Source organism: Desertibaculum subflavum (assembly GCA_003576705.1).
Lineage (GTDB): Bacteria > Pseudomonadota > Alphaproteobacteria > Ferrovibrionales > Ferrovibrionaceae > Desertibaculum > Desertibaculum subflavum.
This window is the reverse complement of the sequence record QOZS01000090.1, coordinates 1-12,605: the sequence shown is the minus strand read 5'-3', so window position 1 is coordinate 12,605 and position 12,605 is coordinate 1. Positions and strand designations below refer to the sequence as shown.

Annotated in this window: 10 protein-coding genes; 8 read left to right on the top strand and 2 right to left on the bottom strand. The window is 69.4% G+C overall.

Features of this window, described 5'->3' with window-relative positions; all coding sequences use genetic code 11:
• From DT074_RS26495 to DT074_RS26475, 5 genes are all read left to right on the top strand, one after another.
• Positions 1-343: CoA transferase (locus DT074_RS26495; protein WP_368744929.1), on the top strand; the 343-nt coding region annotated here is incomplete at its 5' end.
• A 20-nt stretch (positions 344-363) separates the two neighbouring features.
• Positions 364-1,335, top strand: a complete 972-nt coding sequence (locus DT074_RS26490; protein WP_119422858.1) for an NAD(P)H-dependent flavin oxidoreductase — start codon at positions 364-366, stop codon at positions 1,333-1,335.
• Positions 1,336-1,532: 197 nt separating this feature from the next.
• The gene (locus DT074_RS26485) at positions 1,533-3,140 is read left to right on the top strand and encodes a PAS domain S-box protein (protein ID WP_119422857.1); all 1,608 of its coding nucleotides are present in this window, start codon (positions 1,533-1,535) and stop codon (positions 3,138-3,140) included.
• A complete protein-coding gene (locus tag DT074_RS26480) occupies positions 3,137-3,859 on the top strand; it encodes a response regulator (protein ID WP_119422856.1) in 723 nt (240 codons plus the stop codon). The genes DT074_RS26485 and DT074_RS26480 overlap by 4 nt, the downstream gene beginning before the upstream one ends.
• Before the next feature lies 1 nt (position 3,860).
• Complete coding sequence (locus DT074_RS26475; RefSeq protein ID WP_119422855.1) at positions 3,861-5,072, top strand: ATP-binding response regulator; 1,212 nt, start codon at positions 3,861-3,863, stop codon at positions 5,070-5,072.
• Between the two features lie 248 nt (positions 5,073-5,320).
• On the opposite strand, the gene DT074_RS26470 is transcribed toward DT074_RS26475, so the two are convergent.
• Both DT074_RS26470 and DT074_RS26465 read right to left on the bottom strand, forming a co-directional pair.
• Positions 5,321-6,577, bottom strand: coding sequence for an acyl-CoA dehydrogenase family protein (locus DT074_RS26470; RefSeq protein WP_162915260.1), 1,257 nt, complete (start codon positions 6,575-6,577; stop codon positions 5,321-5,323).
• Between the two features lie 14 nt (positions 6,578-6,591).
• Entirely contained in the window at positions 6,592-7,719 is a 1,128-nt protein-coding gene (locus DT074_RS26465) for an acyl-CoA dehydrogenase family protein (RefSeq protein ID WP_119422853.1), read from the bottom strand.
• A 101-nt stretch (positions 7,720-7,820) separates the two neighbouring features.
• On the opposite strand from DT074_RS26465, the gene DT074_RS26460 reads away from it, so the two are divergent.
• From DT074_RS26460 to putA, 3 genes are all read left to right on the top strand, one after another.
• Positions 7,821-8,309, top strand: coding sequence for an OsmC family protein (locus DT074_RS26460; RefSeq protein ID WP_368744928.1), 489 nt, complete (start codon positions 7,821-7,823; stop codon positions 8,307-8,309).
• A gap of 9 nt (positions 8,310-8,318) precedes the next feature.
• Positions 8,319-9,212 carry a pirin family protein gene (locus tag DT074_RS26455; RefSeq protein ID WP_119422851.1) on the top strand — a complete coding sequence of 298 codons (894 nt, stop codon included), beginning with the start codon at positions 8,319-8,321 and terminating at the stop codon, positions 9,210-9,212.
• A 235-nt stretch (positions 9,213-9,447) separates the two neighbouring features.
• On the top strand, positions 9,448-12,605 hold a 3,158-nt coding region (gene putA / locus DT074_RS26450), incomplete at its 3' end, for a trifunctional transcriptional regulator/proline dehydrogenase/L-glutamate gamma-semialdehyde dehydrogenase (protein WP_119422850.1).

The window sequence follows — 12,605 nt, the reverse complement described above, 5'->3', positions numbered from 1 at the left end:
CGCGGCCGACCGCGCGGCGCTCGCCGCCTGGTGCGCGGTGCGGCCGGCGCGCGCGGCGGCGGATGCGCTGTCGTCCGCGGGCCTGGCGGTGGCGCCGGTGCTCGACGGCATGGACCTGCTGCGCGAGACGGCGCTTTGCGGCTACACCCTGCTGAATGCGGCGAACGGCGATCTGGTGAAGGGCATGCCCTATTGCTTCGATGGCCGGCCGCTGGCCATCCGCGCGCCGGCGCCGGATCTCGGCCAGCACACCGACGCTGTCCTTCGCGAGATACTTGGCTTGGACGATGCCGGTCTGAGCGAGCTCGCGGCGCTCGGCGTCACCCGCGCCGAGCCGACGTGATTCCGGAGGAAGCCGACAAGATGAATGCGCAGCAGCTGCTCGACAGGCTGGAGATCCCGGTGATCGCCGCGCCGATGTTCCTGGTGTCGAACCCGGCGCTGGCGCTCGCGGCCTGCGCCGAAGGCGTCATGGGCAGCTATCCCGCGCATGGCACCCGCAGCGCGGAGCAGTTCGAGGCCTGGCTCAACGAGACCATCGAGGGCGTGAGGCGACTCGAGGGCGAGACCGGCGCCAAAGTGGCGCCCTTCGCCGTCAACCTGGTGGTGCATGCCTCCAACCCGCGCATGCAGGGCGATCTCGAGCTCTGCATCCGGTATCGCGTGCCGGTGGTGCTGAGCTCCAAGGGCGCGCCGGGCGAGGCGGTCAAGCGCATCCACGATTACGGCGGCATCGTGCTGCACGACGTCGCCAACCAGCGCCATGCCGAAAAGGCGCTGGAGGCGGGCGTCGACGGCGTCATTGCGGTGGCGGGCGGTGCCGGCGGCCATACCGGCACCATCAATCCCTTCGCCCTGCTGAACGAGATCCGCCGCATCCACCACGGCATCGTCGTCCTGGCCGGCGGCATGACCACGGGGCGCGACGTGCTGGCGGCCCAGGCCATGGGCGCAGACCTCGCCTATCTCGGCACCCGCTTCATCGCCACCACGGAGGCGGGCGCGGCGGAAGGCCACAAGCGGATGATCGTCGATTCCAAGGCGACCGACGTCTTCTTCTCCGCTTCGATCGACGGCGCCCCGGCCAACTGGCTGACCAAGAGCCTGATCGCCGCCGGCGTCGACCTCGACCAGCTCCGCACCACGCTGCCGGGCAAGATCGTCTCGGCCCAGGAATCGAAGAAGCGCTGGAAGGACATCTGGACCGCCGGCCACGGCGTCGGGAATATCGACGCGGTGCTCGGCACCGCCGAGCTGTGCCGCCGCCTCAAGGCCGAATATGCGGCCGCCCGGAAGGCGGTCCGCGCCACGATCGATGGCGCCGCTTCGTCTTGATCGAGCGATAACCAGCTTGGCCGGGCGACATCGGCAAGTGGCGAAATAACAGGCGTGATTAGCCCGACATTAAGGATCGACTGCGATTCTAGCGGTTGTTTGATTCTGCGCGCGTACTCAGCGCCATAGCGGCGCCGGAACGTCCCGGCGCGGCGCCGACCGGATCTGGTGATGGAGGAGGCGGAGGCCCGTTGACCATGACGACGGCGCCCGGAATGCATGCAGCGGAAGGTGCCGACCCGGCCCCGGCCGCTCTTCAAGGCCGCTTCAGCCAGCGCCAGCTGCTCGAGGCGCTGGAAAGCATGATCCAGGGCATCGTCATCCATCGCGGCAAGGCGCTTTATGCCAATCCGGCGATGGTCGACCTGGCCGGGCTTGCATCGCGCGAGGCCTTCATGGCGTCGCCCAGCGTGATTGACTTCGTGCATCCCGACGACCAGGAGCTGGTTCGTGCCCAGGCGGAGGAGCGCATCGAGACCGGTGTCACCAACAACTACGAGTTCCGCATCGCGCGGCCCGACGGCAGCATCATCTGGGTCGATTGCCGTGCCTCGCGCATCATGTGGGACGGCGAGCCGGCGGCGCTCGCCTCACTCGCCGATATCAGCGCCCGCAAGCGCTCCGAGCTCCTGTTCCATACCGTGTTCCATGCCAGCCCGGACGTGATGACGCTGAGCACGCTCGCCGATGCGCGCTATGTGGAGGTCAACCAGACCTTTCTCCGCGTGCACGGATTCCGGCGCGACGAGGTGATCGGCCGCACGGCACAGGAGCTCGGCCTGATCGTCGACCCGACGCTCCGCCCGCGCATCGCCGAGATCCTGCGCAAGGGCGGCGATGTGCGCGATATCGTGACGACGATCCGGGTGCCGGGCGGCCGGTCACGCGAATTCTCGCTCTCGGCCCAACGCCTCATGCTGGACGGCCGTGAGATGCTTCTGATTGTCGCCCGCGATGTGACCGAGCGGCGCCAGCAGGAAGAGGCGCTGCGCCGGGCGCAGGGCGAGCTCGAATCCGCCTACCGCCTGATCAGCCAGGCCAATGACGAGTTGGAACGGCGAGTGCAGGAACGCACCGCCGCCCTGCAGAGCGCACAGGGCGAGCTGGTGAAGCGCGAGCGGCTGTCGGCGCTCGGCCAGCTGACGGCGACGGTCGCGCACGAGCTACGCAATCCCCTCAGCGCCATCAGGAACACGCTGTTCTCGACCCGCGAGCTCGCCGCCGCCAAGGGCGTCGCCCTGGACCGGCCGATCGGCCGCATGGAGCGCAGCATCGAGCGCTGCAATCGCATCATCGCCGATCTGCTCGACTTCTCCCGCGCGCGGGAGCTGCACTGCGAAACGCATGGCTTCGACGGCTGGCTCGACGGCGTCGTGCACGACCAGGTGCTGCCGGCCGGGGTGGAGCTGACGCTCGTGCTGCAGGCTGCGGGCGCGGCGGTCAGTCTCGATTCCGACCGGCTGCGCCGGGTCGTGATCAACCTGATCGACAACGCCGCCCAGGCGATGACCGATCCACAATCGCCGAGCGCCGAGAAGCGCCTGACGCTGCAGACGCGGGCGCTGGAGGGCGGGATCGAGCTGCTGGTCGCCGATACCGGGCCCGGCATCGCGCCGGAGAACCTGGAGCGGATCTTCGAGCCGCTGTTCAGCACCAAGAGCTTCGGCACCGGACTCGGGCTGCCCACCGTGCGGCAGATCGTCGAGCAGCACGGCGGCACGATTCACATCGAGAGCGAGGTCGGGTGCGGCACGCGTATCCGCGTGCGGCTGCCGCTCGCACAAATCCGGGAGGCCGCGGCATGAGCCGGCGCATTTTCATCGTCGACGACGACCAGGACCATGCCGAGAGCCTGGCCGATATCCTGGAGCTGCGCGGCTACGAGGTCGAGGTCGCCTTCACCGGCGAGGACGCCATCGAGCGCTTCCGCGAAGCGGATTTCGACCTGGTGTTCATGGACGTCAAGCTGCCGGGCAAGAACGGCGTCGAGACCTTCTTCGCCTTCCGCCAGCTCCGACCCGATGCGCGCGTCATGATGATGACCGGCTTCAGCGTCGAGCAGCTGGTGTGCCAGGCCGTCGAGGGCGGTGCGCTCGGCGTGCTGCACAAGCCGTTCAGCGGCGACGACCTGCTGAAGGCGGTGGAAGGCGCCAAGCCGCGCGGCCTCGTGCTGGTGGCCGATGACGACGTGCTCTATGCCGACAGCATCACCGCGCTGCTGACCGATGCGGGCTATCGCGTGCGCACGGCGCGCACCGGGCAGGAGGCTATCGACATGATGCAGGGCGGCGGGTTCGACTGCCTGCTGCTCGACCTCAAGCTGCCGGTGCTGTCGGGCCTGGAAGTCTATCTGGCCTTGCGGGAGCAAGGCCGGCTGGTGCCCACCATTTTGATCACCGCACATGCCGCCGGGCCGGATGCCAAGGAGCTCTGCCCGCTGACCCAGGGCCTGCTGGTCAAGCCGTTCGATCCGGGCCTTCTGCTCGAGAAAATGGCGGCGCTGCCGAAGGCGACCGCCGCCTGACATGCTGGTGCCGCAGCCTCCTCCGTCCGACAGCGTGGCGCCGGCAGTTGCGCCGCGCCGGCTGCTCGTCGTGGACGATGATGCCGATTTCGCCGAATCGCTCGCCGATATCCTGGAAGTGCATGGCTACGCGGTCGAGATCGTCGGCAGCGCGGCGGAGGCCGAGGCCGCGTTGGGCGATGACGGCCCGCCCGTCGTTATGCTGGATATCCGGCTCGGCGGAACCTCCGGCGTCGATTTATTGGCGGAGCTCGCGGCACGCCATCCGCAGCTGATTTGCGTGATGATGACCGCACATGTCGATACCCGCTCGGCGGTCCAGGCGCTCCGGCGCGGCGCCTATGACTACATCGACAAGGCCTGCGACCCGGGCGAGCTTCTGGCGGTGCTGGAGCGCGCCTTCGAGAAGCACGAGTTCCAGTCCGGCAAGCAGCAGGCCATGGCGGCGCTGCAGCAGGCGAAGGAGGCGGCGGAATCGGCGAGCCGCGCCAAATCCGGCTTCCTCGCCACCATCAGCCACGAATTGCGCACGCCGCTCAACGCCATCATCGGCTTCTCCGAGCTCGTGCTCGCCGAGCCGCTGGGGCCGATCGGCAACGAGCAGTACAAGGGCTACATCAAGGACGTGCACGAAAGCGGCCAGCACCTGCTGGCCCTGATCAACGACATTCTCGACCTCTCGAAGGCCGAGGCCGGCAAGCTCGAACTGTCCGAGCACGTGGTCGACCTGCGTCAGGCGCTGGGCGCCGTCTGCCGCCTGGTCAATCATCGCGTCGCGGAGGGCAACCTCGCGCTCGATATCGGCATCGCCGCCGACCTGCCGCCGCTCCGCGCCGACGAGCGCAAGCTGAAGCAGGTGCTGCTCAATCTCCTGTCCAACGCGGTGAAGTTCACCGCGGATGGCGGGCGGATCCAGGTGATCGTCGCGCTCGACGAAGCGGGGCGCTGCCGCGTGACGGTCAGCGACACCGGCATCGGCATCGCGGCCGAACATCTGGAGAAGGTGTTCGAGCCGTTCAGCCAGGTCGACAGCTCGCTCAGCCGCCAGCACGCCGGCACCGGCCTCGGCCTGCCGCTGGTCAAGGCGCTAATGGAGCTGCATGGCGGCACCGTCGCGCTGGAAAGCCGGCTCGGCGAAGGCACCAGTGTCACCGTGGCCTTCCCCGCCGACCGCATGCAACCCCGCAACGGCCGCGCCGCCTCGGCCGCCTGAAGCATCCATTCCTGACGGTCGTGGGGGGAGGGCACTTCATAAGAGCCCTCTCCGCCCAACTTGTTGGGCGGAGAGGGTTGGGTGAGGTGGGGAGGATGCGGTTGCCGGACGCGCGCGAACGCCGATGCGTTGCGCATTGACGATTCCGTTGAGGGGCGGCACGCCCCACCTCTCCCAAACCCTCTCCGCCCCTGAGGGGCAGAGAGGGCTTTACCGCGGCGCTGATAGGTATGATCGGGACATGCGGATCACGCCACCGTGTTCTTCGGCACGTCGCGGAACGGCTTGCCGGTGTCGAAGCTCGGCTCCTTCGGCATGCCCAGCACGCGCTCCGAGATGATGTTGCGCTGGATCTCGTCGGTGCCGCCGGCGATCGAGGTCGCCGGCACCGAGATCAGGATCTCGGCGATCACCCCATTCAACGGGCCGTCCTCGCCCGACAGCATGGCATCGGCGCCGCTGATCATGGTGTGCACCCGCGCCGCCTGCCGCGCCACATGGCTGGAGACGAGCTTGCCGAGCGAGCCTTCCGGCCCCTGCGCCCGGCCCTGTTCCTGCGCCGCGCGGGCGCGCCTGGCGGTCCATTCCGCCGCCTTCGACATGGTCAGCAGCCGGGCGATCTCCTGCCGCACCACGGGATCGGTGTTCCGGCCCGTCGCCTTCGCGCGCTCGACGATCAGGTCGACCCGGCCGGCGCGCTGCGGATACCACTTGTAGGGCTCCATCACGGTCGCGATCTCGGCCCGCTCCTCGTCGTAGATGCGGCCCTGGCGAGTCGAGCCCGTCGCCCAGCTGCGCAACCCGTCGGCATTGCGCCGCTCGTGCATCAGCGTGGTGGTGGCGACCTTCCAGCCCTCGCCGAGCTTGCCCATCTGGAACTCGGGCGCGATCTCGGCATCGGTGATGAACACCTGGTTGAATGAGGCGTGCCCGTTCATTTGGCGGAGCGGCTGCGCCACCACGCCCGGCTGGCGCATGTCCAGGATGAAATAGCTGAGGCCCTGGTGCTTCGGCGCGTCCCAGTCGGTGCGGGCGAGCAGCAGGCCCCAATCCGCCTTGTGCGCGCTGGTGGTCCACACCTTCTGGCCGTTGACCACCCATTTGTTGCCGCGCATCTCCGCCCGCGTCATCGCGCCGGCGAGGTCGGAGCCGGAGCCGGGCTCGGAGAACAGCTGGCACCAGGTGTCCTCGCCGGTCAGGATGCGGCGCAGGAACTTCTCCTTATGCATGTCGGTGCCGTGGTCCAGGATGGTGGCGGCCGCCAGCAGGCGGATGCCGGCCTTGGCGGTGCCGACCGCGCCGATCCGCTTGAACTCCTCTTCCACCACCGGCGCCAGCGCCTGCGGCAGGTCCTGCCCGTGCCATTTCTTCGGCCAGGTCGGCATGCCCCAGCCGGCATCGGCGAGCTTGCCGCGCCATTCGACCAGGCTCAGCTCGGCGTTCCAGTTCGCTTCCAGCCAGGCGCGCACTTCGGCGCGGACGGAGGCTTCGGTGCGTTCGCTCATGCTCGTCTCCTCCGTCACACGTTCCAGTGCCGCATCATCAGCTCGCGGTGATGATGCGCGTCGCCGAGGAACACCTCGGAAGCCTTGGCGCGCTTGAACCAGAGATGGGTGTCGTTGTCGAAGGTGAAGCCGATGCCGCCATGGATCTGGATGGCGTGGATCGCCGTCTGCATATAGGCATCCGACGCGGCGGCCTTGGCGAGGGAGGCGAGCGCCGGCAGGTCGTCGTCGCCCTCCGCCGCCGCGGCCGCGGCGTAGTAGGCGGCGGACTTGGCCAGCTCGACCTCCACAAGCATGTCGGCCTGCTTGTGCTTCATCGACTGGAAGGCGGCAATCGGCCGGCCGAACTGCATGCGCATCTTGGCATAGGCGAGCGCGTCCTCGCGCAGCCGCTCGGCGCCGCCGACCATCTCGCTCGCCAGATACACCGTCGCGAGCGTAAGCGTGCGCGCGAAGGCCGCCGCCGCCTTGCCTTCCTCGCCGATCAGCTCCGCCTCCACGCCATTGAAGGTGAGGCGGGCGAGCTTGCGGGTCGGGTCGAGCACTTGCAGCGGCTTGCGCTCCAGCTCCTTCGCATCGCTGGGCACCGCGAACAGCGACAGGCCGTCGTCGCCGTTCGTGCCCGGCTTGCGCGCCGCGACGACGATAAGATCGGCGGCACAGCCGTCCAGCACGAAGCTCTTGGTTCCGTCCAGGCGGAACTTCCCGCCGGCGGGCGTTGCGGTCATGGCGACGCCGCCCGCATCCCAGCGCCCGTTCGCCTCGGTGAAGGCGAAGGTGGCGATCTTGTCGCCGGTGGCGATCGCCGGCAGCAGCCGGCGCTTCTGCTCCTCGTTTGCGCCGTGCAGGATCGCTGTGGCTGCGAGCACGGAGGCGAGAAGTGGCGCGCAGACGAGGGCACGGCCCGCCTCTTCCATCACGATGCCCAGCTCGACATCGCCGAAGCCCTGGCCGCCATAGGTCTCGGGAATGTGGACGGCGGTCAGGCCCATCTCCTGGTTGAGCTTGCGCCAGGCCTCGCGGTCGAAGCCCTGCTCGGTCGCCATCTGGCGGCGCACTTCCGTGGTGGGCGACTTGCCGGCCAGGAAGCGCCGCAGCACGAGGCGAAACTCCTCCTGCTCGTCGCTGAAGCTGAATCTCATTGGGCATTCCTCCGTCGCCAAAGTGTAGCCCAACCGGGCTTGCCATGCAGGCCCGGCTGAGGTGCGATGGCGTCCATCACGTATGCGAAGGAGGGCGGGCGATGAGCTCGATCGACACCGAGGCGCATTGGTCGGCGCTGCAGGCGGCTTTGCCGCCGAAGACCGTGCTGGTGGCGTCGACCGGCGGCGGTCGGTTCGAGCAGGTGCTGATGGACGGCCGGCACCGGCTGCGCGCCGACGAGCCGGCCGCGGTCGGCGGCAACGATATCGGGCCGGGACCCTACGAGCTGCTGCTGATGTCGCTCGGCGCCTGCACGTCGATGACATTGAAGATGTATGCCGACCAGAAGAAGTGGCCGCTGCAGAATGTCGAGGTGCGGCTGACCCACGCCAAGGTCTATGCCGAGGATTGCGCGACCTGCGAGAAGGGCGCGAAACTCGACCGCATCGAGCGCGTTGTCACTCTGTTCGGCCCGCTATCGGAGGAGCAGAAGGCCCGCCTGATGGAGATCGCCGACAAATGCCCGGTGCACCGCACCCTGACCTCGAAGATCGACATCGTGACGCGCCGCGCCGACGCCGCAGCCTAGGAGGCATCGATGCTCGATATGGTGATCGATCAGCGCCGCCGCGATCTCGGCGGCTTCGAGGTCGGGCGCGTGCTGCCGGTCGCCAAGCGGCGCATGGTCGGCCCCTTCGTCTTCTTCGACCATATGGGCCCGGTCGATTTTCCCCGCGGCCTGCCGCGCGAGGTCGATGTCCGCCCGCATCCCCATATCGGGCTCGCCACCGTGACCTATCTGTTCGACGGCGAGATCATGCACCGCGACAGCGTCGGCTCCGAGCAGGCGATCCGGCCCGGCGCGGTCAACTGGATGGTGGCGGGCCGCGGCATCACCCATTCCGAGCGCTTCGAGCGCGCCCGCGCCGAAGGCGGCCCGATGCACGGCATCCAGGCCTGGGTCGCGCTGCCGGCCGAGCATGAGGAGGCCGATCCCGCCTTCTTCCACCACGGCGGCGAAAGTCTGCCGGTCTACGAAGCGGAGGGCGTGCTGGGCCGCGTGCTGGCCGGAACCGCCTTCGGCCTCCGGTCCAAGGTTCGGACCCATTCGCCGATGTTCTACCTGCATTGGACGATGCGGCAGGGCGCCCGCGCGGCCCTGCCGGCCGAGTATCCGGAGCGTGCCGCGTATGTCGTTTCCGGGGCGGTCGAAGCCGGGGCTGAGCGTTTCGAGGCCGGCCGCATGCTGGTCTTCACGCCCGGTGCCGCGGTCACGTTGACCGCAGTGACGCCGGCGACGGTGATGCTGCTCGGCGGCGAGCCGCTGGGCCCCCGCTTCATCGAGTGGAACTTCGTCTCGTCGTCGAAGGACCGCATCGCCCAGGCGGTCGCGGACTGGAGCGCCGGCCGCATGAAGCTGCCCGATCTCGACAACCAGGAATTCGTGCCGCTGCCCGGCGGCGCAATGCCGCCGGCCAATCCGATGTCGTAGAGCACTATGACCGGGCAGCGCACAGCAAGCCCTCTCCGCCCTCGAAGAGGGGGGAGAGGGTTGGGTGAGGTGGGGAGGATGCGGTTCGAGGTCATGCACGAGCGCGGACGCGCTGCGCATTGCCCATTCTCGTCGAGCTACGGCGCGCCCTACCTCTCCCAAACCCACTCCGCCCCTGAGGGGCAGAGAGGGCTTCTCAATCATACCCCGCGCCGGAACATGGGGGCCCGGCGCCATGGATGACCCCGCACCCTTCGTCGAATTCGCGGCCGCCATGCGGCAGGCGCCGCTGCGTGCCGCCATCACGTCGGCCTATCGCCGGCCGGAGCCGGAATGCGTGCAACCCCTCCTGGCCGAGGCGCGGTTGCCGGCGCCGGCCGCCGCGGCGGCGAAACAGCTCGCCCGCCACCTTGCCGAGGCGCTCCGCGCCAAGGCGGAGCGGGGCGGTGTCGAGGCGCTGATCCACGAATATTCGCTCTCCAGCCAGGAGGGCGTGGCGCTGATGTGCCTGGCCGAGGCGCTGCTCCGCATCCCGGACGATGCGACGCGGGACGCGCTGATCCGCGACAAGACCGGCAGCGGCGACTGGGAGGCGCATCTCGGCCATTCGCCGTCGCTGTTCGTCAACGCCGCGACCTGGGGCCTGCTCGTCACCGGCCGGCTCGCCGCGACGGCGAGCGGCAGCGGCCTCTCCGCCGCGCTGACCCGCCTGATCGCCAGGGGCGGCGAGCCCTTGATCCGCAAGGGCGTCGACATCGCCATGCGGCTGATGGGCGAGCAATTCGTCTCCGGCCAGACCATCGAGGCGGCGATGGCGAACAACCGCCGGCTGGAGGCGAGGGGCTTCCGCTATTCCTACGACATGCTGGGCGAGGCGGCGATGAACGCCACCGATGCCGACCGCTACTTCGCCGCCTACGAGGACGCGATCCACGCCATCGGCAAGGCGTCGGGCGGGCGCGGCATCTACGAAGGCCCTGGCATCTCGGTAAAGCTGTCGGCGCTGCACCCGCGCTACAGCCGCGCCCAGCTCGGCCGCGTCGAGGCGGAATTGCTGCCGCGCCTGAAGGCGCTGACCTTGCTCGCCCAGCGCTACGATATCGGCCTCAACATCGATGCCGAGGAAGCGGACCGGCTGGAGATCTCGCTCGACCTCTTGGAGGCGCTCTGCCTCGATCCGGGTCTCGCCGGCTGGAACGGCATCGGCTTCGTGGTGCAGGCCTATCAGAAGCGCGCGCCCTGCGTGATCGACTGGCTGATCGATCTCGGCCGCCGCACGTCGCGCCGCCTGATGGTGCGTCTGGTCAAGGGCGCCTATTGGGACAGCGAGATCAAGCGCGCACAGGTCGATGGGCTCGAAGGCTTTCCGGTCTTCACCCGAAAGGTGCATACCGATGTGTGCTATCTCGCCTGTGCCCGCCGCCTGCTCGCGGCGCCGGACGCGGCCTTCCCGCAATTTGCCACCCACAACGCCCAGACCCTCGCCTCGATTCACGCCATGGCCGGGCAGAGCTTCTATGCCGGGCAGTACGAGTTCCAGTGCCTGCACGGCATGGGCGAGCCCTTGTACGAAGAGGTGGTCGGCCCGGACAAGCTCAACAGGCCCTGCCGCATCTATGCACCGGTCGGCACGCACGAGACCCTGCTCGCCTATCTGGTGCGCCGCCTGCTGGAGAACGGCGCCAACACCTCCTTCGTGCACCGCATCGCCGATGCGGCGACGCCGATCGACGATCTGGTCGCCGATCCGGTGGAACAGGCGGCGGCGATCCGGCCCTCCGGCGCGCCGCATCCGCGCATCGCCTTGCCGCGCGACATCCTGGGCGCGCGGCGCAATTCGGCCGGCCTCGACCTCAGCGACGAGCAGCGCCTCGCTGAACTGGCCGAGATTCTCCCGGCCGAGGGCACGCACCGCGGAGCGCCGCTGCTGGCGGTTGGCACGGTCGAAGGCGAGGGTAGGGAGGTGTTCAGCCCTGCCGACCGTATGGATTGCGTCGGCACCGTGGTGGACGCGACGCCCGAGGTGGTTGCTGCCGCGATCGGCCACGCCGTCGAAGCCGCGCCCGCCTGGCAGGCGACGCCGCCCGCCGACCGCGCCGCCTGCCTGCACCGCGCCGCCGATCTGCTGGAGCGCGAGATGCCGCACTGGCTCGGCCTGATCGCGCGCGAAGGCGGCCGCACGCTACCCAATGCCATCGGCGAGCTGCGCGAGGCGGTCGACTTCCTGCGCTACTACGCCGCGGGCATCGAGAGTTTCGCCAACGACACCCATCGCCCGCTCGGCCCCATCGCCTGCATCAGCCCGTGGAATTTCCCGCTCGCCATCTTCCTCGGCCAGGTTGCCGCCGCGCTGGCCGCCGGCAATGTCGTGTTGGCCAAGCCCGCCGAGGAGACGCCGCTGATCGCCACCCGCGCAGTCGCGCTGCTGCGCGAAGTCGGCGTGCCGCCCGGCGCGCTGCTGCTGCTGCCGGGTGACGGCAAAGTCGGCGCCGCGCTGGTCGCCGATCCGCGCGTCCAGGGCGTCGTCTTCACCGGCTCGACCGAGGTCGCCAAGCTGATCCAGCAGCAGCTGGCGCAGCGCCTGAACCCGGACGGCCAGCCGGTGCCGCTGATCGCCGAGACCGGCGGCATCAACGCGATGATCGTCGATTCATCCGCCCTGCCGGAGCAGGTGGTCGCCGATGTGCTGAGCTCGGCCTTCGATTCCGCCGGCCAGCGCTGCTCGGCGCTTCGCCTGCTCTGTCTGCAGGAGGAGATCGCCGACCGCGTGCTCGCCATGCTGAAGGGCGCCATGGCGGAGCTCGCACTCGGCCGGCCCGACCGGCTCGCCACCGATATCGGCCCGGTGATCACGGCCCAGGCGGCGCAAGCGATCGCCGCGCATGTCGCGGCGATGCGGGCCAGGGGCTTCCCGGTCCACGCGCTCGACCTGCCGCCCGAGGTGGCGCGCGGCTTCTACGTGGCGCCCACCGTGATCGAGATCGCGCAGGCCGGCGATCTGGCGGCCGAGGTGTTCGGCCCGGTCCTGCACGTGCTGCGCTATCGCCGCGACGGGCTCGACGACCTGATCGACCGGATCAACGCCAAGGGCTTCGGCCTCACCTTCGGCCTGCACAGCCGGATCGACGAGACCATCGCCCATGTCGCGGCGCGGATCGCCGCCGGCAATATCTACGTCAACCGCAACATAATCGGCGCCGTGGTCGGCGTGCAGCCGTTCGGCGGTCACGGCCTCTCCGGCACCGGGCCGAAGGCCGGCGGCCCGCTCTATCTGCGCCGCCTGCTGGCGGCGGCGCCGCCGCCGGCGCTGCCGGGCCGTGCGCCCGGCGTGGCGACCGTGTTCCGCGACTGGCTCGCCGCCCGCGGCAGCGCGATGGCAGCCCGCGCGACCGC